We start from the raw sequence: 25,576 nt of genomic DNA, 5'->3' as shown, positions 1-25,576 counted from the left end.
GACGCGAGCCATGATTCGGCGCCGGGACTTTCTGAAGGCATCAGTTGTCGCCACGCTCGCCGCGCCGGCGTTGCTGCGCAGCGCCTGCGCCGCCGACACCGTCAGCCTCTACGACATCGAGAAGTTCGGCAACGCGCGCATCCTGCACATCACGGACACGCATGCGCAACTTCGCCCGCTGTTGTTCCGCGAGCCCAGCGTCAATCTCGGCATCGGCGAGATGTGGGGACGGCCGCCGCATCTGGTCGAGCGCGCCTTCCTCGACCGCTACGGCATCCGGCCCGACAGCGCCGAGGCCTATGCATTCACCTCGTTCGAGTTCGAGAAGTACGCCGTCCGCTTCGGCCGGATGGGTGGATTCGCGCATCTGAAGACCCTGGTCGACAAGCTGCGCGCCGATGCCGGCGACCATCGCTCGGTGCTGCTCGATGGCGGCGACCTCTGGCAGGGCACCGGGCTCGCCAATGCGATGCGCGGCGCCGACATGGTGAGCGCCGCCAACCTGCTCGGCATCGACGCCATGACCGGGCATTGGGAATTCACCTATGGCGAGGAGGCGCTGCGCACCAACCTCGCCCGCTTCAAGGGCGAATTCCTGGCGCAGAACGTGTTCCTGACGGAGGAGGCGGCGTTCAACGACGCCAAGGCGTACGATCCCGGATCGGGCCGCGTGTTCAAGCCGGCCACCATCAAGGAGATCGGCGGCGCCCGTATTGCCGTGATCGGCCAGGCCTTTCCCTACGTGCCGATCGCGCATCCGCGCCGCTTCACGCCGGACTGGACGTTCGGCATCCGCGAGGAGGAACTGCAGAAGCTGGTCGATGGCCTGCGCGGCGCCGACAAGGTCGATGCCGTGATCCTGCTGTCGCACAACGGCATGGATGTCGACCTCAAGCTGGCGAGCCGCGTCACCGGCATCGACGTCATCCTCGGCGGCCATACCCATGACGCGGTTCCGCAGCCGGTCGCGGTCAGCAATTCCAAGGGCGCAACGCTCGTCACCAATGCCGGCTCCAACGGCAAATTCCTCGCCGTGCTCGATCTCGACGTCGGCAAGGGCCGCGTCGCCGATGCGCGCTACCGGCTGCTGCCCGTCTACTCGGAGCTGCTGAAACCGGACCCGGCGATGCAGGCGCTGATCGATCAGACGCAGCAGCCGCAGGTCGCGGCCTGGAGCGAGAAGCTCGCGACGTCCGACCGGCTGCTTTACCGGCGCGGCAATTTCGAAGGCGCGACCGACGACCTGATCTGCGCGGCGCTGCGCCGCGAGCTCGATGCCGAGATTGCGCTGTCTCCCGGATTCCGCTGGGGTCCGACCTTGCTTGCGAACCAATCCATCCTGCTCGAGGACGTGCTGGCGCAGACCGCCATCACCTATCCCGAGACCTATGTGCAGCGGATGTCCGGCGCAGAGATCAAGGACGTGCTCGAGGACGTCTGCGACAACCTGTTCAACGCCGACCCCTATCTGCAGCAGGGCGGCGACATGGTGCGAACCGGAGGGCTATCCTACCGCTGCGCGCCCGCCGAGCCGATCGGCCGCCGCATCTCCGATCTCACGCTCGACGATGGCCGGCCGCTGGACGCCCGCAAGAGCTACAAGGTCGCCGGCTGGGCCTCGATGAACGCGCAGGACGGCAAGCCGGTGTGGGACGTGGTGGCCAACCACCTGCGCAACGGCCAACTGGTGCTGGTCGGAACGAACAAGGTCACGCTCTCGGGTGTCGACGGCAATCCCGGATTTGCATCGCAGTCGTGACAGCGGATTGCGCGATGCAATCCGACCTACCGAGCGTTCGCCGCATTGGTGACATCGGGCCGGTCGTGCTAATGCCACGATGATCCAGATCGGAAGGAGGCGCTGATGATCTTCCGCCAATTGTTCGACAGCGTCTCCGGCACCTACAGCTACATCCTCGCCAGCCGCAGCGGCGGCGAGGCCGTCATCATCGATCCCGTGCTGGAGAAGGTCGAGCGCTACTGCCAGCTTTTGCGCGAGCTCGATTTGCGCCTGGTGAAGGCCGTCGACACCCACCTGCATGCGGATCACGTCACCGGCCTCGGCGCTTTGCGCGACCGAACCCATTGCGTCACCATCATGGGCGAGCAGACCAAGGCCGACGTGGTGGCGATGCGTGTCAGCGAGGGCGACCGGATCGCCATCGAGGGCATCAGCCTGGAAGTAATGTACACGCCCGGGCACACCGACGATTCCTATAGTTTCTCGCTGGGCGACCGCGTCTTCACCGGCGACACGCTGCTGATCCGAGGGACCGGCCGCACCGATTTCCAGAACGGCGATGCGCGGCAGCAGTACGACTCCATCTTCAACAAGCTGCTGCGGCTGCCCGACGACACGCTGGTCTATCCCGCACACGACTACAAGGGCGACACCGTCTCCACGATCGGCGAGGAGCGCCGCTACAATCCGCGCCTGCAGGTCAAGTCGGTCGACGACTACGTCGCGCTGATGGCGAATCTGAAGTTGCCGAACCCGAAGATGATGGATGTCGCGGTGCCCGCCAACATGCGCGTCGGGCTGCATCAGGAGGAGTTGGCGAAGCGGGGCCTGTCGCTGTCGGCACGCGAGGCGATCGAGTGCCTGGGACGCCCCGACGTGCTGCTGGTCGATTTGCGCGAAGCCGCGGAGCGCGCCAAGCACGGCACGCTGTCCGGCGCACTGCACGCGCCCTATCCTGCGATCGAGGACAATCTCAAGCCGGGCGGCATGCTGCGCGAGGTCGCCGCCGCCACCGGCCGCCGCATTGTGTTCTTCTGCGCCTATGGCGAGCGCTCGGCGATGGCGGTGCAGACGGCACAGGCGGCGGGGCTGGCGAATACGGCGCATATTGAAGGCGGGTTGGACGCGTGGAAAAAGGCCGGCGGGCCGGTGGTGCCGTAGGAGGTCACGCTCTCCCACCTTTCGGCAGCCCTTGGCGGCGCCCTCACACTCCGCTGTCGTCCCGGGCAAGCCCGCGGACGCGAAGCGTCGGTGGACGCCGACCCGGGACCGATACCGCGTGATCTGTCTTGAGGCAGGCTGCACGTTGAACCTGCATCGTAACAAACATCCGCCGGTGGTTATGGATCCCCGTGTGCGGGGATGACACCGAGGTTGACGATGCGGAGTGGCTCCCTCAGCGCGGATGCATGCAAAGCCGGCACCCTGCCGTGTTTCCTCTACCCCAGCCCGCAAACGCCGGCCGCGGCGCGCAGGTGCCATGCGCGGGCGTTCATGGACAATGAACCGCATTCCGATAGTGTGGCGTTGTGTCGCGCGCGCCCCTGATTTCGGGAGCATCGGCGGTTTGCCGGCAACGCGCCCTCCTTTCCATCGCTGACGCCGGGGGCCAACGGATCGACCATGGCTGACGTTCTCGCCGCACCGCAACATGCTCCGGTCCGGACCGCCTCGCCGCTGCGCACATTGGCGCTGATCTCGCTGGCGCACTGGGTCAGCCATCTGCACATGCTGGTGCTGCCGATGCTGTTTCCCTACCTGAAGGAGAAGCTCGGCGTCGGCTACATCGAGCTCGGCTTTCCGCTCACCGTGTTCGCGGTCGTCTCGGCCCTGACCCAGGCGCCCGTCGGCTATCTGGTCGACCGCGCCGGCGCCCGCCGCATCCTGCTGATCGGCCTGACGCTCGGTGGCCTGTCGCTGGCGATGCTCGGCGTCTACCTGAGCTATGCCAGCCTTGTCGTCTCGGCGGTGCTGCTCGGCCTCGCCAACGCGGTCTACCATCCTTCCGACTACGCGCTGCTGGCCGCACACATGGAAGAGAAGCGCATGGGCCGCGCGTTCGGTGTGCATACCTTCGCCGGCTATCTCGGCGGCGCCGTCGCGCCCGCCGTGATGGCGGCGCTGGTCACCACCGTCGGCGGCTCCGGCGCGCTGATCGCAGCCGGCCTGGTCGGACCGCTCGCCGCGCTGCTGCTGCTCGTCGGCAACGTGCCCGAGGTGCCGCCGCATCCGCATCACACCAGCGCCGACGGCAGCAAGGTCAAACAGCCCAGCCTGCTGACGCCGATGCTGATGCTGCTGACCGTGTTCTTCATGCTGCTCAGCCTGTCCAACGCCGGCATCGCCAGCTTCGGCGTTGTCGCGCTCATGAACGGCTACGGCATCTCGTTCTCGACCGCCAACATCGCACTGACCGCGTTCCTCGGCGCCAGCGCCGTCGGCGTGCTCGCCGGCGGCCAGCTCGCCGACCGCATCCGCCATCACAACCTGGTCGCGGCCGTCGCCTATGCGATCAACGCCGTGCTGGTGCTGATGATCACTTTCATCAACCTGCCGACCGTGCTGCTCACGGCGATCATGCTGGTTGCGGGCTTCATGAGCGGCGTGATCGCGCCGTCGCGCGACATGCTGGTGCGCAATGCCGCCCCGCCGGGTGCCGCCGGCCGCGCCTTCGGCATCGTGTCGACCGGCTTCAACTTCGCCGGCGTGGTCAGCCCGCTGCTGTTCGGCTGGATCATGGACATGAACGCGCCGCGCTGGGTGTTCGGCGCCTCCGTCGTGTTCATGCTGCTGACGATCGTGCTCGCGTTCTTCACCGAGCCGAAAAAGGCCAAGGCGTAGCAGTCTTCGTAGGGTGGGCAACGTGAAGCATGCCCACCGTCCGCCAGAAATCACCGCTGAGAATGGTGGGCGCGCGCCGCCTTGCCCACCCTACGGCGCTCGCGTCACCTGCGCCGGCGCAACGCTGCTGCCTGATCCCCGCGTGTTGACATCATCGCCTTCCCGCCGATGATGCGGCCAACAACAACACCCGGGGAAGACACGCCATGACGCAGCCAGATCTCGTGATCCGCGGCGGAACCGTTGCCGATGGCTCGGGCGGCGAACTCTACGAAGCTGATGTGGCGATTGCGGACGGCCGTATCGTCGCCGTCGGCAAGGTCAATGCGACCGGCCGGGAGGAGATCGACGCGCGCGGCAAACTCGTGACACCAGGCTTCGTCGACGTTCACACCCATTACGACGGCCAGGTGACCTGGAGCCAAGACATCTCGCCGTCGTCGCAGAACGGCGTCACCACCGCGATCATGGGCAATTGCGGCGTCGGCTTCGCGCCGTGCCGGCCGGCCGATCATCAGCGCCTGATCCAGTTGATGGAGGGCGTCGAGGACATCCCCGAACCGGTGCTCGAAGCCGGCATTCCCTGGGAATGGGAGAGCTTTCCGGATTACATGGAGTGGCTCGGCAAGCGTGAATTCGATCTCGACATCGGCGCGCAGCTGCCGCATGCGGCGCTGCGCGTCTATGTCATGGGCGAGCGCGGCGCGCGCCGCGATCCGGCCACCGCCGACGACAACCGCGCCATGGCGGCGCTGGCGCGCGATGCGGTCAAGGCCGGCGCGCTCGGCTTCTCGACCTCGCGCACGCTCAACCATCGGACATCGACCGGTGACTACACGCCGACGCTCAAGGCCGGCGAGGACGAGTTGACGACGATCGCCCAGGCCATGCACGGCGCCGGCCGCAGCGTGCTGCAATTCGTGCTCGACATCTCCACCATCCACGAAGACCTGCCGATGATGCTGCGCATCGCCGACACGACGAAATGCCCGATCTCGTTCTCGGTGACGCAGAACGACCGCGCGCCGCAACGCTGGCGGCAGACGCTGGCCGAAATCAACGCCGCCGCCGCGCGCGGCCTGTCGGTGACGGCGCAGATCGCGGCGCGCCCGGTTGGGCTGCTGCTTGGGCTGGAGTTGTCGCGCAACCCGCTGCAGACGCATCCGAGCTACCAGGCGATCGCGCATCTGCCGCTGGATGAGCGCGTCGCGCGGATGCGCGATCCGGCGCTGCGCGCGGCCATCCTGGGCGAGCAGGCCAGCGCGACCGACGACCCGCTGTTCTTCAAGCCGAACTACGACAAGATGTATCTGCTCGGCGATCCGCCGGACTATGAGCAGCCGCCGGAGCGGTCACTCGGCGCCCAGGCCCGCGCGCGCGGCTGTCGTCCCGAGGAACTGGCCTATGACGCGATGCTCACGGACGGCGGGCGCGGCATGCTCTACGTGCCGTTCCTCAACTATTCCGACGGCAATCTCGATGCCACCTACGAGATGCTGCGCGACCCGCGCAGCGTGCCCGGCCTCAGCGACGGCGGCGCGCATTGCGGCATCATCTGCGATGCCAGCTTCCCGACCTATCTGCTGACGCACTGGACCCGCGACCGCAAGCGTGGCGACAGACTGTCGATTCCCTTCGTCGTCGCCGCGCAGTCGCGCAAGACCGCGCTCTCGGTCGGCCTCGACGATCGCGGCCTGCTCGCACCGGGCTACAAGGCGGACGTCAACGTGATCGACTACGGACGGCTGCACCTGCATCCGCCCAAGGTACATTACGACCTGCCGGTCGGAGGGCGCAGGCTGATGCAGGAGGTCGACGGCTATGATGCGACGATCGTGTCGGGCGTGGTGACGCGCCGCCACGGCGAGGCCACCGGCGCACGCCCGGGACGGCTGGTCAGGGGGGCGCGCCAGCTGAGCTGAGACGTCAACTGGCCGCGGCGACCGTCTCGGCAAGCCTTGCAAGCTCGGCTTGCGCGGCGGGATGCTCGTTGAACCAGGGTGGCAACGAGCGCAGCGCGATCTCGAGTGCCCTGCCGGCCTCGTCTTTGCGGCCGTGCAGGAGATGCCACTCACCGATGTAGAAATAGGCTTCAGCCTGTTCTGGAGCCGTTGCCGCCGCGTTCAACAGCTGCTGCGCCGTCGAACGCTCCATGAGAAGATCGAACACAGGCCAGGGCCACTGCCCCGCCGCCCAGTACGCCGCGAAAGAAGCGAGATCTGGCCTGGCGCGCCCCGGCAACCGAGCCAGCGACAGGTAACGAAACAGGGCCGCATAGGGCTCGAACTCGAGCGCGAGCGATCGTTCCATGTCAGCTGCCGCGGCTTCGAACCTGCCGCGGCAGAACTGAATATAGCCACGTCCCCGATGCATGACCGGGTCTTTGGGCGCGAGGCCGACTGCTGTCGTGCTCTGGGCGATCGCGCGATCCAGATCGCCCTTCACATGATGAAGGTACGCGAGTTCACCATGAGCCGCCGCGAGCCTGGGCTCGAGCGCGAGAGCGCGCGTCTGGTCGTCAATGGCGCCGTCGAAGTCGCCGAGGAATTTGCGTGACACGCCGCGGGCGCCGTAGGTCTGCGCGTTGGGCTTGAGCTTGAGCGCGAGACCAAAATCCTCGATCGAGCTGGCGTAGCTGCCCATGCCCTGGAGCGCCACGCCGCGATTGTGGTAAGCGTAATGGTTGCGCGGGTTGAGCTGAACCACCTTGCTGAAGTGGAAGATGGCGCCCGAGAAGTCCTCGATCGTCAGGCATCGCACGCCGCGCCAGTACTGCAGCATATGAGAGAACAGGCGCATCATGCGGGACCTCACGCGGGTGAATGCGAGGCCGCCTCCTGATGACCCCGGGCGGGGGTTGTATCACGCAAATTCCGGCGCCACACCCTGCTGCGCCTGCAGGCGGGCACGCTCGCTGTTGGGCCAGAGCAGCGCCAGACCCAGCAGGCCGGAGATCACCATGATGACAGCATTGATGGTGAAGCCGGACATGTAGCCTTCGAGCAGGCTGCCAGAGGCCTGGATCATCTTGCCCATCACGAGGGGCGCAACGATGCCGGCGAGCGTATAGAGCGCGCCGTAGATCGCCATGGCGGCGCCGCGCTGCGTGACCGGGGTGAACTCGCCGATCATCGGCGGGCAGACGACGTAGATCGAGCCGCACAATCCCGATCCGACCACGAGCAGTGCGATCTTTGCCGAAGCGGCGTCGACATGCGGCATCATCGCCATCAGCCCGCCGCCGATCACGAGCGGCGTCGCGCCGACCACGCCACGGGCCATGCGCGTGGAGACGCCACGCGCCATCAGCGTCTGCGACACAAAGCCCGTGGTCAGCACCACGCACGCGCCGAAGATCCAGGGCAGGATCGAGATGAAGCCGGCCTGCTGCTGCGAGAAGCCGAGGCCTTTCACCAGGAACGGCGTGAACCAGGTCAGCCCGAGCGACAGCGCCCAATAGGCGCCGAAGGTCGCGGCGACGCAGCCGACGAAGGTCCGCGACGTCAGCAGTTGCAGATAGGGAACGCGCCGCTCGCGCAATCCGGCGAGCTCGACCTCCGCCAGCGGCCCTTCCTTGCCCAGCCACAGCCACGCCACGCTCCACATCAGCCCGACCACGCCGAGTGCGCCGAAGGCATAGTGCCAGCCGTGATTCACGATGATCCAGTTCAGCGCGGGCACGGCGAGGATGACGCCGAAGGCGGATCCCTGTGACAGGATCGCGGTCGGCATCGCCCGCTTCTCATCGGGGAACCATTTGTAGACCGCGTGAACGGCGACGGACGCCGCGGGACCTTCGCCGGCGCCGAGAATGATGCGGCAGATCAGCAGCGTGGTGAAGCCGACGGTGCCCACCATCGGGAATTGCGCGAGCGCCCAGATCAGCGCCAGCACCAGCAGCACCCAGCGCGTCGGCACCTTGTTGACGACGAAGCCGACGACGATCGCCGAGATCGAGAACAGGAAGAAGAAGGATGATCCAAGCAGGCCGAACTGCTCGGCGTTCAGATTGAGCTCGGTCATGATCGGCACGCCGGCGAGCCCGACCACGATCTTGTCGGCGAAGTTCACCAGCATGAACAGGAACAGCAGGAAGGTGATCTTCCAGGCGCCTTTCGGTGTCGCGCTTGCGCGGGATGTGCCCTTCAGCGTCGTTGGCGCGGCCATGGTCCTTCCCCATTCTGTCATGATCCGCCCCTGTCGTCCGGGCGTTTTGACGATGCTACCCACGAAGCGGCTTCGCAGGCAACCGGCTGGCGCGCTAAGTTATTGCTGCAACGCGGGAATCCGCCCTCTTGGGCTGCATCGCGATACCCTCGCAACCTGATTGCGCGCGGCCGGCATCACATCAGGGGCGTCATGAAGAACGAGCGCGTGATGTTCGCGTTGGCCCTTGTTATGTTGTGACGCAACAACCCCGATCATGCTCGTGCTCAGCGTCCGTCATCTCACCAAGTCCTATCGATCCGGCGGCGAGCCGATCCACGTCCTGCGTGGCGTCGACCTCGACGTCTCCTCCGGCGAGCGCGTCGCGCTGACCGGTGAATCCGGCTCCGGCAAGAGCACGCTGCTGCATCTCATCGCCGGGCTCGATGCCGCCGACGGCGGCGACATTCTGCTCGACGGCGTTTCGGTCGGGGCGCTCGACGATTCGGCACGCGCGGCGGTCCGGCGCGAGCGGCTCGGCCTCGTGTTCCAGCAGTTCAATCTGGTGCCGAGCCTGTCGGTTCAGGACAATCTCAGTTTCCAGGCGCGGCTGGCCGGTCGGCATGATCCGGCGTGGCACACCGAGCTCGTCGAGCGGCTCGGGCTGAAGTCGCTGCTCAAGCGCTATCCGGAGCAACTGTCGGGCGGACAGCAGCAGCGCGTCGCGATCGGCCGAGCGCTGGCGGTCAAGCCGGCCCTGCTGCTCGCGGACGAACCGACCGGCAATCTCGACGAGGACACCGCCGACGAGGTGATGGCGCTAACGCGCGACCTCGTCGCGCGCACCGGCTGCGGCTTCCTGATGGTGACGCACAGCGCGCGGCTCGCGGCGATGCTCGACCGCCGCGTCCACCTGCATGGTGGGCGCATCGCATGAGGCGCGCGCTGTGGATTCTCGCCGTGCTGCTCAGCCACTGGCGCCGGCATCCGATGCAGCTCGCGACCTTGCTGATCGGGCTGATCTCGGCGACCGCGCTGTGGAGCGGCGTGCAGGCGCTGAACCAGCAGGCGCGCAGCTCCTATGATCGCGCCGCGGCGATCTTCGGCGGCGCGCGCACGCCGATGCTGGTCGCGACCGACGGCAAGATGCTGCCGCAGAGCGTGTTCGCGGAATTGCGCCGCGCCGGCTGGCCGGTGTCGCCGGTGCTCGAGGGCCGCGTGCAGATCGACGGCCATTCGGTGCGGCTGCTCGGCATCGAGCCGTTCAGCATCCCCCGGGAGGTCGGCAATGCGCCGATGGTCGGGCGCAGCGAGCTCGAGGCCTTTCTCACACCGCCACATCGCACGCTGATCTCGCCGGAGACGCTGGCCGATCTCGGACTGAAAGACGGCACGGCGCCGCGGCTCAGCAACGACGCCCTGCTGCCACCCTTGATGGCGCAGCAGCAGCTCGCGCCCGGCGTGCTCGTGGTCGATATCAGCGACGCGCAGCGGCTGCTCGACAGGCCCGGCCAGATTTCGCGGCTGCTGGTCGGCAAGACGTCGGTCCAACGGCCGCCGTTGCAGTCGTTCGCGGGCGGCCGGCTACAGCTCGTGCAGCCGGAGGCCGAGACCGACCTGGAGCGACTGACCGACAGCTTCCACCTCAACCTCACCGCCTTCGGCCTGCTGTCCTTCGTCGTCGGCCTGTTCATCGTCAATTCCGCCATCGGCCTCGCCTTCGAGCAGCGCCTGCCGGTGCTGCGCACCTTGCGCGCCTGCGGCGTGTCGGCGCGCCAGCTCAACGGCGTGCTGATCGGCGAGCTCATCGCCTTTGCCTTGGTGGCAGGGCTCGTCGGGCTGGTGTGCGGCTACGTCATCGCCGCCGCGCTGCTGCCGAACGTGGCGGTATCGCTGCGCGGGCTGTATGGCGCGCAGGTGCCGGGCGAGCTCAGCCTGCAGCCGGAATGGTGGTTTGCGGGCCTCGTCATCAGCATCGCCGGCGCGCTCGCAGCCGCGACGACCAGCCTGATCAAATCGATGCGGCTGCCGATCCTCTCCACCGCGCAGCCCTATGCGTGGCAGGAGGCGCAGCGGCGCTGGCTGCGCTTGCAGAGCGCGGTCGCGCTCGCCTTCTTCGTCGCCGCCGGCCTGCTGCTGTGGCTCGGGCAGTCGCTGCTGGCTGGCTTCGGCGTGCTCGCGGCGATGATGCTCGGCGCGGCGCTGCTGCTGCCCGCGATCCTGGAGCTGGTGCTGCGGCTCGGCGAGCGCGGCGCGCGCGCGGCGCTGGCGCAATGGTTCTGGGCCGACAGCCGCCAGCAGATCTCGGGCCTGTCGCTGGCGCTGATGGCGCTGCTGCTCGCGCTCGCCGTCAATGTCGGCGTCGCCACGATGGTCGAGACCTTCAGCCGCACCTTCCTGGTCTGGCTCGATGGCCGGCTCGCCGCCGACGTCTACGTCAGCGCCGCGGATGAAGCGCAGGCGCGCGACATCCAGACCTGGCTGCGCGCGCGGCCCGATGTCCAGGCCGTGCTGCCGGGCGGACGCGCCGAAACGCAGTTGGCGGGCGCGCCGATCGACATTCTCGGCCTGCCCGATCACGACACCTATCGCGACCATTGGCCGCTGCTGCAGGCCGGCGACAGCGCCTGGAAGCAGCTGGTGCGCGGCGACGCCGGCTTCGTCAGCGAGCAGTTGGCGCGCCGGCTCCATCTGTCCGTCGGTGACAGCATCGACCTCCCCGCATCCGGCGGCGACTGGCGCATCACGATCGCCGGGATCTATGCCGACTACGGCAATCCCAAGGGCCAGATCACGGTCAACGTCGCCGCGCTGACGCGCCGCTTCCCGGCGACGCCCATCACGCGCATGGCCGTGCGCGCGGCGCCGGCCGACGTGCCGGGACTGATCAGCGCGCTGACCGACAAATTCGGCCTGGACGGCCGCAACGTCATCGACCAAGCCACCGTGAAGCAGGAGTCGAAGCAGATCTTCAACCGCACTTTCGCGGTCACCGGCGCGCTCAACACCTTCACGCTGGGCGTCGCCGCGATCGCGCTGCTGACCAGCCTGCTGACCTTGGCGAACTCGCGGCTGCCGCAGCTCGCACCCTTATGGGCCATCGGGCTGACGCGGCGGCGGCTCGCCGAAGTCGAGCTGTTGAAGACGCTGTCGCTCGCCGGCCTGACCGCGCTGCTCGCGCTGCCGCTCGGGCTCGTCGTGGCGTGGTGCCTGATCGCGATCGTCAATGTCAAAGCGTTCGGCTGGCGGCTGCCGTTCGACGTGTTCCCGCTGCAGCTCATCCGGCTGCTGGTCGTCACGCTGGTCGCGGCGGTGATCGCCTCGTTGCTACCGGTGCTGCGGCTGGCCCGGATGCAGCCGGCCGATCTGGTCAGGACGTTCACCATTGAGCGCTAGAACGACGATCACGCGGCGCGGCCTGATCGGCGGGCTCGGCCTGCTGGCACTGCCGCGCCTCGCACATGCACAGGGCTTTGCGGGCCTGAGCGACAGCGCCGACGGCTTTGCACCGGTGACGCCCGGACGAGAGTTCGGCTTCCCTGCGGATCACGGGCCGCACGACGATTTCCGCATCGAGTGGTGGTACGTCACCGCAAACCTCAACGATAGCAGCGGCAAGGCCTATGGCCTGCAATGGACGCTGTTCCGCTCGGCGGCGCGGCCCGGACTGCAAGCCGAGGGGTTCGACAATCAGCAGCTCTGGATGGCGCATGCCGCGGTGACGCGCGCGGACAGCCATCGCTCCGCCGAGAAATTCGCGCGCGGCGGCGTCGGCCAGGCCGGCGTCGAGGCCAAGCCGTTCCAGGCCTGGATCGATGACTGGCAGCTGCGCGGCACCGCCGCGACCGACGATCGATCGCTGGCGCCGCTCGACATGACCGCCGCCGGGCCGGACTTCTCCTACGCGCTGCATCTGGAGGCGCACCGTCCGGTGGTGCTGCAGGGCATCGGCGGCTACAGCCGCAAATCCGAGCGCGGCCAGGCGTCTTACTATTACAGCCAGCCGTTCTACCGCGCCCGCGGCCAGATCAATTTCGACGACACGCCGGTCGAGGTGACAGGCGTGGCCTGGCTCGACCGCGAATGGAGCAGCCAGCCGCTGGCCGCCGACCAGAGCGGCTGGGACTGGTTCGCGCTGCATTTCTCCGGCGGCGAGAAGCTGATGCTGTACCGGATGCGGCAGGGCAATGGCGACTACACGTCCGGCACCTGGATCACGGCCGACGGCGTCTCGCGCGCGCTCGGCCCCGGGGGCATCGTGATGACGCCAAAGGAGACGGTCGCGATCGGTGAACGCAGGCTTCCGGTCGGCTGGCGCGTCGAGATATCAGCGCTCGGCATCGCCATCGATACCGCGCCGCTCAACTCGAGGGCCTGGATGGGCACCCGCGTGCCGTATTGGGAGGGACCGATCAGCTTCAAGGGCAGCCACACCGGGGTGGGCTATCTCGAGCTGACGGGATATTAACAAGCCGTCATCAGGGGGAACCGCGCATGTATCACTTCACCGCACTCGTCACCGTGCTCGCGCTCATGCTGTATTTCTACATGGGGGTCCGCGTCGCGCAAGCGCGCGCCAGGTTCGGCGTCAAGGCGCCGGCCGTCACCGGCAATCTCGATTTCGAGCGCACCTATCGCGTGCAAGTGAACACGCTGGAATGGATGCCGATCTTCCTGCCGGCGCTGTGGCTGTTCGCGATCTATGTCAGCGACCCGATCGCGGCCCTGATCGGCCTCGTCTGGATCGCGGGTCGCGCGATGTACATGGTGTCCTATGCGAAGGCCGCGGAGAAGCGCGGCCCCGGTTTCGGCGTGCAGGCGCTCGCCGCATCCGTACTCCTCGCCGGCGCGCTGATCGCCATCCTGTGGCGGATGCTGCACGGCTGATTGCTGCACCCATCGCCGTAGTCCCGGCTTTCGCCGCGACGACGGCGATGGTGTGACGATCACTTCGTCAGCGGACAGCCGCTCTCCTTGGCGGTGAAGAACGCCTTGTCGCCGGGCACCGTGGCGAGCTGCTTGTAGTAGTCCCACGGCTTCTTCGATTCCGACGGCTTTTTGACCTCGAACAGGTACATGTCGTGGACCATGCGACCGTTGGCGAGCACCTTGCCCTGCGCGAAGGCGTCGTCGACCGGCAGCTCCTTCAGCTTCGCCGCCACCGCGTCGGAGTCCTTGGTTCCGGCGGCCTTCACCGCCTTCAGATAGGACAATGTCGCGGAATAGGTGCCGGCGTGGATCATGCTCGGCATCCGGCCGGTGCGCTTCATGAAGCGCTCGCTGAAGGCGCGGGACTTGTCGTCGCGATCCCAGTAGAAGCCTTCGGTGAGGATCAGGCCCTGCGCCGCCTCCAACCCGAGACCATGCACCTCGGACAGGGTCATCAGCAGGCCGGCGAGCTTCTGCCCGCCCTTGACGATGCCGAACTCGGCCGCCTGCTTGATCGAGTTGGTGGTGTCGAGGCCGGCATTGGCAAGCCCGATGATCTTGGCCTTCGAGCTCTGCGCCTGCAGCAGGAAGGAGGAGAAGTCCGACGAGTTGAGCGGGATGCGCACCGAGCCCAGCACCTTGCCGCCCTTCGACGTCACGATGTCGCTGGTGTCCTTCTCCAGCGCATAGCCGAAGGCGTAGTCGGCGGTCATGAAGAACCAGGTATCGCCGCCGGATTCGACCAGCGCGCCGCCGGTGCCGACCGCGAGCGCGCGGGTGTCATAGGCCCAGTGGAAGCCGTAGGGCGTGCAGGCATCGCCCGATATGCGCGAGGTCGCGGCACCGACGACGATGTCGATCTTCTTCTTCTCCTTCGACAGATCCTGGATCGCCAGCGCGACCGAGGAGGTCGTCAGCTCGGTGATCATGTCGACACCCTCGGTGTCGTACCAGCGCCGCGCGATCGACGAGGCGAGATCGGGCTTGTTCTGATGGTCGGCGGTGACCAGCTCGACCTTCTGCCCCAGCACCTCGCCGCCGAAATCCTCGATCGCCATCTTGGCCGCTTCGACGGAATATTTGCCGCCGTAGTCGGCATAGACGCCGGACTGGTCGTTGAGGATGCCGATCTTGACCTGCGCCGACGCCGGCGCCGCCGCCAGCAGCGCACCGACGGCCGCAAAAGCCAGCAAACCCGATTTCATATGGTCTCTCCCCGCATGTCTTGGTCTTGAGATGTCATTCGTTGGAATGCGCGCTCATGTTATGCCAGAACCCCGGCCACGCCCATCCCTTCCCGCCTCAGCCAATCGGCTGACAGCCATGTTGAGAGACGCAGGCTCCTCCGCTACATTCGCGTCCAAACAACGAGCCGTCCCGCCGGGATGGTGCGCAGGGAAGGAAACCGCCTGGACGCGTGAGGCAGCACCGTCTGCATCGCGTCGCCATGCCGAGGTGCCGCGGCAGGCGCCTTCCTCCCGCCTGCGCGCCGCGCCGCGGCGAGCTGCGCGCATCGGCAGGAGGACACATGTACACCGGCAAGCACGCCCGGCTGCGCCCATTGCAGCCTGCCTTCATCATGGCCTCGACCGGCGAGGCGGTGACCTATCGCGAGTTGGAAGCGCGCAGCAACCGGCTGGCGCATCTGTTCCGCCAACGCGGCCTGAAGCGGCTCGACCACTATTCGATCTTCATGGAGAACAACAGCCGCTATCTGGAGGCGTGCGGCGCCGGCGAGCGCTCCGGGCTGTATTTCACCTGCGTGAACTCCTACCTCACGCCCGGCGAGCTGGCCTACATCCTCAATAACAGCCGGTCGCGGCTTCTGATCACCTCCCTCGCCAAGCTCGACGTCGCGCGCGAGGCGCTGAAGGAGGCGCCCGACATCGAGCTCTGCATCGTCGCCGATGGCCGACGGGACGAACTTGGCGAGAGCGAGCGGATCGTCGGCCTCGCCGAGGCCACGGCCGGCCTGCCGGCGACGCCGATCGCCGACGAATGCGTCGGCACCGCGATGCTGTACTCCTCCGGCACCACGGGCCGGCCGAAGGGCATCCTGCGGCCGCTGCCCGAGCAGCCGCCGGTTCAGCAGCTTCCGATCTTCGACTTCCTGGAAAGACTGTGGCGCTACCGCGAAGGCATGATCTACCTGTCGCCGGCGCCGCTCTATCACTCCGCGCCGCAGGCCGCGGTCAACCTCACCATCCGCGTCGGCGGCACCGCCATCATCATGGAGACGTTCGACCCCGAGCGCTACCTGCAACTGGTCGAGCAATGGGGCATCACGCATACGCAATTGGTGCCGACGATGTTCTCGCGCATGTTGAAACTGCCGGAAGAGATCCGCACGCGCTATGATCTCTCCTCGCTCGAGGTCGCGATCCATGCCGCCGCGCCCTGCCCGGCACAGGTCAAGGAGGACATGATCAGATGGTGGGGGCCGATCATCCACGAATATTACGGCGCCACCGAAGGCCTCGGCTTCACCGCCTGCGACAGCGCGGAATGGCTCGCGCATCGCGGCACCGTCGGCAAGGTGCTGTTCGGCGACCTGCACATTCTCGATGAGACCATGCAGCCGTGCCCGACAGGAACGGCCGGCACGGTGTGGTTCAAGACGGGATCGCCGTTCGAGTACTTCAACGACCCCGAGCGCACCAAGGAGGCCCGTTCGGCCGACGGCAGCATGAGCACCGTGGGCGACGTCGGCTATGTCGATGCCGACGGCTATCTCTATCTCACCGACCGCGCCACCTTCATGATCATCTCCGGCGGCGTGAACATCTATCCGCAGGAATGCGAGAACCTGCTGATCACGCATCCGAAGGTCGCCGATGCCGCCGTATTCGGCGTGCCCAACCTCGATCTCGGCGAGGAGGTGAAGGCGGTGGTCCAGCCGATGTCGGGCATCATGCCTGGGCCCGAGCTGGAAGAGGAGCTGATCGCGTTCTGCCGGCAGTCGCTGTCGCGGCAGAAGGTGCCGCGCTCGATCGATTTCGAGAAGGAGCTGCCGCGGCTGCCGACCGGCAAGCTCTACAAGCGCCTGCTGCGCGACCGCTATTGGGGCAACAAGACGTCAAGGATCGTGTAGGGCGGCACGACCTCGGATTGATCCTGGTCAAGCGCGCGCGGTGCCGCGCAGCTATTCTCCGCCAATTGCGATCGCAGCACGAGACGACGACATGCGCGCTCATCAAATCATGACCAGATCCGTGATCGCGGTGACGCCCGGAACCCCGGTGGCCGAGGCAGCGCGGATCATGCTGCGCAACCACATCGGCGGGCTGCCTGTGGTCGACGCGTCCGGCACGCTCGTCGGCATGGTCACGGACGGTGATTTCCTGCGCCGCGCCGAGCTCGGCACCGAACGCAGGCAAGGCCGCTGGCTCGACCTCCTGGTCGGCCGCGGCCGCATCGGCGCCGACTTCGTCCATTCCCACGGCCGTACGGTTGGCGACATCATGAGCCAGCCTCCGGTCACGGTCAGCGTCGATGCCAGCCTGGCGGAGATCGCCGAGATCATGGAGAAGCGCAACATCAAGCGTCTCCCTGTGATGAGTGGCGACCGGCTGGCCGGCGTGGTGACCCATACGGATTTCCTGCAAACCGTGGCCGACCTCGCCACTGCCGTTCCAGGCCCCACCCCTGACGATGACGGGATCCGCAACGCCATCCTCGATTCACTCGACCAGGCCGCCTGCAAGCATTGCCGCTTCAACGTCGTCGTCCGCAACGGTATCGCGCATCTCACGGGCGCGGTGCGCAGCGAGAAGGAGCGGGCCACGGCGATCGTGGCGGCCAAGAGCGTCCAGGGCGTCAGGAACGTGCGCGACCACATGTGGGTCTATCCGCCGCCAGAGGACGAGTTCGGCGGCGGTGACATCGTCTCGCTGCAGAACCAGCCGTCGACCGACGACGACCAGCCGCTGTGAGGAGAGCCGGGCGTGCGACGTGCCTCCGTACCATCGCTGCTGCTGCTGGTCCTGCTGTCCGCCCCGGCGGCCGCCGAGGATCTCGATCACGGCCGCCAGCTCGCCGAGCGCTGGTGCGCCGCCTGCCACGCCGTGGCCACAGAGCCGACCAAGTTCCGGCGCGCCCGGCCGTTCGTCGCCATCGCGGCCAGGGATGACGTGACGAAGGAGATGCTGGCCAAGTTCCTCCTGCTTCCCCACGCGACGATGGCCAACAATCCGCTCAGTGCGAATGATGCGGCCGACCTGGCAGGCTACATCCTCAGCCTGAGGAGGTAGTTGATGCGACATTCGCCAATGGGTTGAGCCGCCCCCCCGGTCGGCGGCGTCCGGATGCAAGCGGACCCCTGGCGCCGAACGTTCGGCGGCAATTTAGCAGGATCTCCTGGAACAAAACGCCCATGCCTGCGTTCTCCGTGTTCGCCGTCGTGAGCTGGAGCACGTCGCACGGCCCCAAGGGGGTCTGCTGACGGCAAATCGTCCTGTCCTCGTTGCCGGAAAAACCAACAACAAGCAGCGATCGAGATAGCCCTTGCATTTGTACACAAACAAGTTGGTAATCCGGTGCACGGCGTCTTCTCTGCCGACCTGTTAGCAAGGAGCCTGCGACGTGCACGGAATGCCCGGCGCCTCCCCCGCCCCACGCGTAACCGACGACGATACGGCCTATCTGGCGGCGATCGTGGAGTCCTCGGCCGACGCCATTGTCGGCACCACCGCCGACGGCGTCATCCGCAGTTGGAACGCGGCCAGCGAACGGATGCTGGGGTTCACCGCGGCCGAAATGATCGGCAGATCCGTCTCCGAGATCATCCCCCCCGAGCTGGCGGAAGAAGCGAGCGCCTTGCGCGCCAGGGTCAACGCGGGCGAAGCGATCGAGAGCTTCGAGACCGTCCGGCTGACCAAGCAGGGACGCCCGATCGAGGTCTCCATCACGTTTTCACCGATCCGCAGCAGCACCGGCGTGATTGTCGGCATCTCCAAAGTCATCCGCGATGTCACGCTGTCGAAGAAGACCGAGCGTGCGGCGGCGATGCTCGCGGCCATCGTCGCCTCGTCCTCGGACGGCGTCGTCAGCAAGACGCTGGACGGCACGATCACCAGCTGGAACAAGAGCGCCGAACGCATCTTCGGCTTCTCGGAAGGCGAGATGATCAACCGCTCGATCCGCACGATCATCCCGCAGGAGCGCCAGGCCGAGGAGGACCGGATCCTCGCCACCGTCCTATCCGGCGCGATCATCGACAATTTCGAGACCATCCGGCTGCGCAAGGATGGGGCGCTCATCGACGTGTCGGTGACGGTCTCGCCGGTCCGGGACTCCAGCGGCCGCATCATCGGCGCCTCCAAGATCGTGCGTGACATCACCGACAAGCGCCAGACAAGGGAGCAGTTGCGCACCTTGCTGGCCGAGGTGAACCACCGCAGCAAGAACCTGCTGTCGCTGGTGCAGGCGATCGCCCGGCAGATGACCCGTCACGGCCGCCAGCTCGACCTCAACCGCTTTCTGGAGCGCCTGCAGGCGATCGCGAGCAATCAGGATCTCCTGATCCAGAACGATTGGCGTTTCATTCCACTCGGCGGCCTGGTCCGCTCGCAGCTCGGGGCGTTCAGCGACTTGATCGGCGACCGCATCGCGATCGACGGGCCGCCGATCGAGCTGACGCCGGAGGCCGCGCAGTCGATCGGCATGGCAGTCCACGAGCTCGCCACCAACGCCGCCAAATATGGTGCACTGTCGAACGACGAGGGACGGATCGCGGTCCGCTGGACGCGCATCGACGACAGCTTCGACATGACCTGGGTCGAAAGCGGCGGACCTGAGGTCGCGCCGCCGGAGCACACCGGCTTCGGCAGCCGGGTGATTTCCGATCTGGTACGCGCCGGCCTGGATGGAACGGTCGAGGTCGAGTTCCTGCCGACCGGACTACGCTGGCACCTGAGGTGCCCCCTGCAACGCCTCTGCCGCGACCGTCATCATGCGCGACAGTGAGAAGACTCATCTCCTGATCGTCGAGGACGATCCCATGATCGGCTTCGACCTCGCGGTCGAGCTCGAAGCCGCCGGATTCACGGTCGTCGGCGTGGCGGCGACCGTGCACAAAGCCCTCCATCTGCTGGAGCGGAATCACTGCGATCTCGCCGTGCTCGACGTCAATCTCGGGCAGGAAACATCGGCGCCGATCGCGCGCGCTTTGGTCGCGGCCGGCGTGCCCTTCGTCGCCGTCACCGGCTATTCCGTCGATCAATGCCCGGAAGAATTCGCCACGGCACCGCTGCTGTCGAAGCCGTTCCAGACGTCGCGGCTGGTAGCCGCACTGAAGCGGCAATTGCATCAGTGAAGTCTGTTGCAGCGGGAGACGAGCTTCCGCGTGACGTGGCTGCAGCGGTTGCATCTTCGAGACAAGCCGACCTCTCCCCGCAACTGCCAGCGCAATCGCTTGTGGCGGTCTCCGTCTTTCGACCGTCTGTTTCCACGTCGTCATGGCCGGGCTTGTCCCGGCCATCCACATCGACGTCGCGCCCTGAAAGGACGCAGGCAGGCAACTCACGCCCACCTGCCCGACGGTCAGGCCGCAATCTCCGCCACGATCCGCCCCGTCGTCACCTGGTCGCCCTCGGCGACCTCGATCGCGGTCACCGTTCCGGCGATGCCGGCGGTGTGGACGTGCTCCATCTTCATCGCCTCGAGCGTCACCACCGGCTGTCCCACAGCCACGCTGTCGCCCGGCTTCACCAGCACCGCGACCACACGACCATTCAACGCCGCGCGAACCCTGCCATCACCGCCGCCAGCGGCTGAGGATTGCGGCCTCGCCAACGTCACGTCGCGCAGCGCCAGCGTCTGGTCGCGATGCTGGACGAACAGCCGATCGTTGTCGCGGACGAAGCGGGCGCTCTCGACGATCTCGGCGTGACGAACGCGGATCGCATCATCCGTGAGCGACACGATCTCGAAGCGATGCTCTGCATCGCCACGCGTCACGCGATAGATTCCGTCACGCTCGCGCAGCAGCTCGCACTCGGCCACCTCACCGGCGATCTCGAACCGGAGCGGCGTCGCGAAGGCTGCCGCGAGCGAGCGGCCGCGGCGGACGGGATGCGCGAGCGGATGGCTGACGGAGAGCAGCAACGCACCCAGCGCGAGGTCTGCCGCTTCGACCGCCGGCGCACGCAGCTCGTCACGATGCGCCGCGATGAATGCGGTGGTCGCCTTGCCCGCGGAGAAGGCCGGATGCCGCAGGCAGGACATGAGGAAGGCCCGGTTGGTCGGGACGCCCAAGGCAACGGCCTGCTCCAATCCGGCGATCAGTCTTGCGCGCGCCTCCTCACGAGTCGCAGCATGGCTGATCAGCTTGGCGATCATCGAATCGTAATGGGGCGGGATGTCGGCGCCGGACTCCAGCGCATGCTCGACCCGGATCGTCCCGGGCATCTGCCACAGCGTCATCCGCCCGGACTGCGGCATGAAGTCGTGCGCCGCATCCTCGGAGCACAGTCGCACCTCGATCGCGTGCCCCGAGAAGCTGACCTGCTCCTGGCGCAACGGCAGGGGCTCGCCGGCGGCGATGCGCAATTGCCATTCGACGAGATCGAGTCCCGTCAGTGCCTCTGTCACGGGATGCTCGACCTGCAGCCGCGTGTTCATCTCCATGAAGTAGAATTGGCCGTCGCCGTCGAGCAGGAATTCCAGGGTGCCCGCGCCCTCATAGCCGAGCGCCTTCACCGCCTGCACCGCCACGGCGCCCATGCGCGCGCGCAGCTCCGGCCCGACCGCGGGCGACGGCGCCTCCTCGATCAGCTTCTGGTGCCGGCGCTGCACCGAACAGTCGCGCTCGCCGAGATGGATGGCATTGCCGTGCCGATCGCCGAACACCTGGATCTCGATGTGGCGCGGATTGGCGATCGCCTTCTCCAGGATGACGGTGCCGTCACCAAACGCGGCGGCCGCTTCGGAGCGCGCACTGCGCAGCAAATCGGGGAACGCGCCGGCGTCTGCCACGAGCCGCATGCCGCGGCCGCCGCCACCGGCGACGGCCTTGATCATTACCGGGAAACCAATGCGGCGCGCCTCGCGCAGCATTGCGTCGTCGCCCTGGTCCTCCCCCTGATAGCCGGGTACGCAGGGCACACCGGCGCAACTCATGATCACCTTGGCGCCGGCCTTGTTGCCCATCGCCTTGATCGCCTCGGGCGATGGCCCGATGAACACCAGACCGGCCTCCTTGCACGCTTGCGCAAAATCCTCGTTCTCGGCGAGGAAGCCATAACCGGGATGCACGGCATCCGCGCCCGTCGCCTTTGCCGCGGCGATGATCGCTGCGATGTTGAGATAGGACTGTGCCGGCGGCGGCGCGCCGATGCGGACCGCCTGATCGGCGAGCCGGACATGCGGCGCCTCAAAATCTGCATCGGAATAGACTGCGACCACGCCGTAGCCGAGCCGGCGCGCGGTGCGCATGATCCGCAAGCCGATCTCACCGCGGTTGGCGATCAGCACCTTGTGGAACGGCCTGCGTTGCATTCCCGTCATCTCTCCGCTCATGGCCTGGACACCGAGAACTGCATGCGCTGCGGCTGCCGCGCCTCCGCCTCGCGGCAGATCGCCAGCACCTCCGACAGCACCGCGCGGGTGTCGCGCGGATCGATCACGCCGTCGTCGAGCACGCGCGCCGAAGTCGCAAACACGTCCATCTGGCTGTCGAACACGCCGATGATCTGCGCCTTCATGGCGTCGAGCTTCTCGCGTTCCACCGGCTTGCCGCGGCGCGCCGCGGCCGCTTCGGTCACGATCGCCATCGTCTCCGCCGCCTGCTCACCACCCATCACTGCGGTCTTGGCGTTGGGCCAGGAGAAGCAGAAGCGCGGGTGGAATCCACGGCCGCACATGCCGTAATTGCCCGCCCCGAACGAGGCCCCGCAATAGATCGTGATCTGCGGCACGGTCGCCGACGTCACCGCCTGGATCATCTTGGAGCCGTGCTTGATCATGCCGGCCTCCTCATAGGCGCGGCCGACCATGTAGCCTGTGGTGTTGTTGAGATACAGGATCGGTGTGCGCGTCTGGCAGCAGGCCTGGATGAAGTGCGTCGCCTTGTTGGCGCCCGCCGGATCGAGCGGGCCATTGTTGGTGACGATGCCGATCGCCTGGCCCTCGATGTGGGCATGGCCACACACCGTCGCAGGCCCGTAGTTCGGCGCCATCTCGACGAAGTCACTGTCGTCGACGATGCGCGCAATGACCTGGCGCATGTCGACGGGGCGCTTGTGGTCGAGCGCCATGATGCCGAGCAGCTCCTCCTGATCGTAGCGCGGCGGCTGTACCGGCGACGACTCCCGCGACGGCCGGTCCCAGTTGAGCTTGCCCATGATCTCGCGCGCGATGCGCAGCGCGTCGCGATCGTCCTCGGCGAGATAGTCGCCGAGCCCGGAGATCGAGGTGTGCATCTCGGCGCCGCCGAGCTCCTCCTCGGTGGCGATCTCGCCGGTCGCGGCCTTCAACAGCGGCGGCCCGGCGAGGAAGGCACGGGTGCGCCCGCGCACCATCACGATGTAGTCGGACAATCCGGTCTGATAGGCGCCGCCCGCGGTCGACGAACCATGCGTCACGGTGACGACCGGGAGGCCCGCCGCCGATAGCCGCGCCAGGTTGCGAAAGATGTTGCCGCCGCGGACGAAATCCTCGACGCGGTAGCGCAGCAGGTTGGCACCGGCACTCTCGACCAGTTGCACGTAGGGCAGCTTGTTCTCCAGCGCCAGCTCCTGCACGCGCAGGGTCTTGTCGAGGCCGTAAGGCTGCAGCGCGCCGGCATCGATGCCGGCGTCGTTCGCCGAGACCATGCAGCGCACGCCGGACACGAAGCCGATGCCGGCGACGACGCCGCCGCCCGGCACACTCTTGGCCGGGTCCGGCGTATCGAACATGTAGCCGGCAAGCGTCGATAGCTCCAGGAACGGCGCGCCGGGATCGAGCACCAAGGCGACGCGCTCGCGCGGCAACAACTGGCCGCGCTGATGGAAGCGCTCCTTTGCCGCCGCCGAGGCATTGCGCGTGCGCGCCTCCAGATCGCGCATCCGCGCGATCAGGTCGAGCATGCCGTCACGGTTGGCCTGGAAGGCCGCGCCGGCGGGAGAGATGGTGTTGTCGATCACTGCCACGAACGAGGTTCTCTCTTTTGGCCGTCATTCCGGGGCGCGCGGAGCGCGAGCCCGGAATCCATACTCCCGATGGTGGTTATGGATTCCGGGCCTGGCCCTTCGGGCCATCCCGGAATGACGGCGGAAGTCGTTGATACGGCTCACGCGCTCTTCGCGAAATGCTCGCCATAGGCCTGGCGCAGCTCGACCTTGCGCAGCTTGCCGGTAGCCGTCATCGGCATCTCCTCGAGCACCCGCACCAGCTTCGGCACCTGGAAGCCGCCAAGCGACTTGCGGCAGTGCTCGAGCAGCTCGGTCTCACTGGCCTGCGCGCCGGGCTTGAGCTTGACGAAGGCCGAGACGGCCTCGCCCCATTGCGGATGCGGCAGGCCGACGACGGCGGCATTCTGCACCGCCGGATGCGCCAGCAGGGTCTCCTCGATCTTGACCGAGGCGACGTTCTCGCCGCCGGACTTGATCATGTCCTTCTTGCGATCGAGGAACAGCACCTCGCCCTTGTCGATGACCGCGAGGTCGCCGGTGTGGTGCCAGCCGAACTTGCGGGCGTCCTCGGTCGATTTCGGATCCTTGTAGTAGCCCAGCATCACGTTGGGCCCGCGATGCACCAGCTCGCCGATCTCGCCGGGCGGCAGCAGATTTCCGGCATCGTCCATGATGGCGGTCTCGTTGACGAACAGCGACTCGCCCCAGTAGTTGCCGAAGCGGTCGAGCTGGACCTCGGGCCGCGACATCGTCGTCGCCGGATACATCTCGGTCTGACCGCTGGTCAGCGCGAAGTTCGGACACAGCTCCTTGATCGCGCGCTCCAGCAGCGGCCGGCCCATCGGCGCCATGGTGTAGAGGCAGGTGCGCAGATGCGAAAGATCGAACTCCTTCCGCCGCGGATGATCGAGGATGGCTTGGTACATCAGCGGCAGACCGACGAACACGGTCAGCCGATCGCGTACGATCGCCTCCATGCAGGCGACCGGGTCGAAGCCGCGCATCACCGCCATGCGGCCGCCGACCGAGAGATAGCTGAGCAGCAGCACGTGACCGGCACAGTGGAACAGCGGGAACTGCCCGGTGATCCCGTCGTCGCGCGAGAGCTGCATCTCGATGCAGTTGCTCATGACAGCCATCACCACGGCAAGGTGACAGTGCATCGCGCCCTTCGGCCGCGACGTCGTGCCCGACGTGTAGATGATCATCGCGAGATCGCGATCGTTGATCTCGATCTCGGGCTCGACGTCCGAATGCCCCTGGATGAGGTCGGCGAAGCTGGCAAGCCCCGCGGTCCTCGCCGTGCCGGTGAGATCGACGGCGACCAGCTCGACGCCGCGCTGTTCCAGCGCCGCCCGCCGCTCCGGCTGCGCAAACAGATTGTCATCGACGAGCGCGAAGCGCACCTCGGCATGGCCGAGGATGTAATCCATGTCGGCGGGCCCGAGCATCGTATTGATCGGCACCCAGACGAGACCGGCGCGATGGATGCCGAACAGCGCTTTGACGAACTCGATCGAGTTGTTGCAGACGGTCGAGATCTTCTCGCCCGGCTTCAGCCCCTTGGCGACGAGATGGTTCGCAAACCGGTTGGCATCGCGCTCGAGCTCGGTGAACGTCACCTGACGGGCGCCATCGGTGATCGCCACCCGCTCGGGAAAGCGGCGCGCCGCGCGCTTCAGGAGGTCGCCGATCGCAACCCGGCCGATGCGGCCGGGACCGGACACGCCGCCGGTGGCGTCGAGATTGGTCATTGGTCTGTTCCCTCCCCATTCACGTCATTGCGAGGAGCAGAAGGCGACGAAGC

At 67.0% G+C, this 25,576-nt stretch carries 19 protein-coding genes; 13 read left to right on the top strand and 6 right to left on the bottom strand.

The window, feature by feature from the left end; genetic code table 11:
• The first annotated feature begins 10 nt into the window (after nucleotides 1–10).
• The 4 genes from soxB (at nucleotide 11) to ACQR13_RS17125 (ending at nucleotide 6,504) form a co-directional block, all read left to right on the top strand.
• Nucleotides 11–1,759: a thiosulfohydrolase SoxB gene (soxB, locus tag ACQR13_RS17140; RefSeq protein WP_315717081.1), complete on the top strand. Its 1,749-nt coding sequence runs from the start codon at nucleotides 11–13 to the stop codon at nucleotides 1,757–1,759.
• Between the two features lie 105 nt (nucleotides 1,760–1,864).
• Complete coding sequence (locus tag ACQR13_RS17135) at nucleotides 1,865–2,902, top strand: MBL fold metallo-hydrolase (protein ID WP_315751165.1); 1,038 nt, start codon at nucleotides 1,865–1,867, stop codon at nucleotides 2,900–2,902.
• 462 nt (nucleotides 2,903–3,364) lie between these two features.
• On the top strand, nucleotides 3,365–4,582 hold the full coding sequence (locus tag ACQR13_RS17130; RefSeq protein WP_315751164.1) for an MFS transporter: 1,218 nt from the start codon (nucleotides 3,365–3,367) through the stop codon (nucleotides 4,580–4,582).
• 206 nt (nucleotides 4,583–4,788) lie between these two features.
• Nucleotides 4,789–6,504, top strand: coding sequence for an N-acyl-D-amino-acid deacylase family protein (locus ACQR13_RS17125; RefSeq protein WP_434863017.1), 1,716 nt, complete (start codon nucleotides 4,789–4,791; stop codon nucleotides 6,502–6,504).
• A gap of 4 nt (nucleotides 6,505–6,508) precedes the next feature.
• On the opposite strand, the gene ACQR13_RS17120 is transcribed toward ACQR13_RS17125, so the two are convergent.
• Complete coding sequence (locus tag ACQR13_RS17120) at nucleotides 6,509–7,384, bottom strand: tetratricopeptide repeat protein (protein WP_434863016.1); 876 nt, start codon at nucleotides 7,382–7,384, stop codon at nucleotides 6,509–6,511.
• 60 nt (nucleotides 7,385–7,444) lie between these two features.
• The gene (locus tag ACQR13_RS17115; RefSeq protein ID WP_315717076.1) at nucleotides 7,445–8,749 is read right to left on the bottom strand and encodes an MFS transporter; all 1,305 of its coding nucleotides are present in this window, start codon (nucleotides 8,747–8,749) and stop codon (nucleotides 7,445–7,447) included.
• A 256-nt stretch (nucleotides 8,750–9,005) separates the two neighbouring features.
• On the opposite strand from ACQR13_RS17115, the gene ACQR13_RS17110 reads away from it, so the two are divergent.
• Genes ACQR13_RS17110 through ACQR13_RS17095 form a run of 4 tightly spaced genes read left to right on the top strand, consistent with a single transcriptional unit; the run spans nucleotide 9,006 to nucleotide 13,615 of the window.
• On the top strand, nucleotides 9,006–9,665 hold the full coding sequence (locus ACQR13_RS17110; protein WP_315717075.1) for an ABC transporter ATP-binding protein: 660 nt from the start codon (nucleotides 9,006–9,008) through the stop codon (nucleotides 9,663–9,665).
• Nucleotides 9,662–12,124, top strand: a complete 2,463-nt coding sequence (locus ACQR13_RS17105) for an ABC transporter permease (RefSeq protein WP_316201975.1) — start codon at nucleotides 9,662–9,664, stop codon at nucleotides 12,122–12,124. Before ACQR13_RS17110 ends, ACQR13_RS17105 begins: the two co-directional genes overlap by 4 nt.
• Nucleotides 12,114–13,196 (top strand): lipocalin-like domain-containing protein, encoded by a 1,083-nt coding sequence (locus tag ACQR13_RS17100; RefSeq protein WP_434863015.1) that lies wholly within the window; start codon nucleotides 12,114–12,116, stop codon nucleotides 13,194–13,196. Before ACQR13_RS17105 ends, ACQR13_RS17100 begins: the two co-directional genes overlap by 11 nt.
• A gap of 26 nt (nucleotides 13,197–13,222) precedes the next feature.
• Nucleotides 13,223–13,615 carry an MAPEG family protein gene (locus ACQR13_RS17095; RefSeq protein ID WP_315717072.1) on the top strand — a complete coding sequence of 131 codons (393 nt, stop codon included), beginning with the start codon at nucleotides 13,223–13,225 and terminating at the stop codon, nucleotides 13,613–13,615.
• Between the two features lie 59 nt (nucleotides 13,616–13,674).
• Here ACQR13_RS17095 and ACQR13_RS17090 read toward each other — a convergent pair whose 3' ends face one another.
• Complete coding sequence (locus ACQR13_RS17090) at nucleotides 13,675–14,862, bottom strand: ABC transporter substrate-binding protein (RefSeq protein ID WP_315717071.1); 1,188 nt, start codon at nucleotides 14,860–14,862, stop codon at nucleotides 13,675–13,677.
• Between the two features lie 323 nt (nucleotides 14,863–15,185).
• On the opposite strand from ACQR13_RS17090, the gene ACQR13_RS17085 reads away from it, so the two are divergent.
• From ACQR13_RS17085 to ACQR13_RS17065, 5 genes are all read left to right on the top strand, one after another.
• On the top strand, nucleotides 15,186–16,748 hold the full coding sequence (locus tag ACQR13_RS17085; RefSeq protein ID WP_434863014.1) for an AMP-binding protein: 1,563 nt from the start codon (nucleotides 15,186–15,188) through the stop codon (nucleotides 16,746–16,748).
• 91 nt (nucleotides 16,749–16,839) lie between these two features.
• Nucleotides 16,840–17,589 carry a CBS domain-containing protein gene (locus tag ACQR13_RS17080; protein ID WP_434863013.1) on the top strand — a complete coding sequence of 250 codons (750 nt, stop codon included), beginning with the start codon at nucleotides 16,840–16,842 and terminating at the stop codon, nucleotides 17,587–17,589.
• A gap of 12 nt (nucleotides 17,590–17,601) precedes the next feature.
• A complete protein-coding gene (locus ACQR13_RS17075; RefSeq protein ID WP_434863012.1) occupies nucleotides 17,602–17,907 on the top strand; it encodes a c-type cytochrome in 306 nt (101 codons plus the stop codon).
• A gap of 331 nt (nucleotides 17,908–18,238) precedes the next feature.
• Nucleotides 18,239–19,621, top strand: a complete 1,383-nt coding sequence (locus ACQR13_RS17070; protein WP_316165647.1) for a sensor histidine kinase — start codon at nucleotides 18,239–18,241, stop codon at nucleotides 19,619–19,621.
• Entirely contained in the window at nucleotides 19,608–19,970 is a 363-nt protein-coding gene (locus tag ACQR13_RS17065; RefSeq protein ID WP_315717065.1) for a response regulator, read from the top strand. Before ACQR13_RS17070 ends, ACQR13_RS17065 begins: the two co-directional genes overlap by 14 nt.
• Nucleotides 19,971–20,197: 227 nt before the next feature.
• Here the strand turns inward: ACQR13_RS17065 and ACQR13_RS17060 are convergent, their stop codons facing one another.
• The 3 genes from ACQR13_RS17060 to ACQR13_RS17050 all read right to left on the bottom strand — a co-directional run bounded on the left by ACQR13_RS17060 (nucleotide 20,198) and on the right by ACQR13_RS17050 (nucleotide 25,523).
• Entirely contained in the window at nucleotides 20,198–22,153 is a 1,956-nt protein-coding gene (locus ACQR13_RS17060; protein WP_316195167.1) for an acetyl/propionyl/methylcrotonyl-CoA carboxylase subunit alpha, read from the bottom strand.
• Between the two features lie 17 nt (nucleotides 22,154–22,170).
• Entirely contained in the window at nucleotides 22,171–23,787 is a 1,617-nt protein-coding gene (locus ACQR13_RS17055; RefSeq protein WP_316195101.1) for an acyl-CoA carboxylase subunit beta, read from the bottom strand.
• A gap of 140 nt (nucleotides 23,788–23,927) precedes the next feature.
• The gene (locus ACQR13_RS17050; protein ID WP_434863011.1) at nucleotides 23,928–25,523 is read right to left on the bottom strand and encodes an AMP-binding protein; all 1,596 of its coding nucleotides are present in this window, start codon (nucleotides 25,521–25,523) and stop codon (nucleotides 23,928–23,930) included.
• Nucleotides 25,524–25,576: the final 53 nt, after the last annotated feature.

The sequence above is a fragment of the Bradyrhizobium sp. HKCCYLRH3059 genome (genome assembly GCF_051168035.1).
In the GTDB taxonomy this organism is placed as follows: Bacteria; Pseudomonadota; Alphaproteobacteria; order Rhizobiales; family Xanthobacteraceae; genus Bradyrhizobium.
Note: the sequence above shows the minus strand (reverse complement) of the source record. Positions and strands in the feature narration are given on the sequence as shown.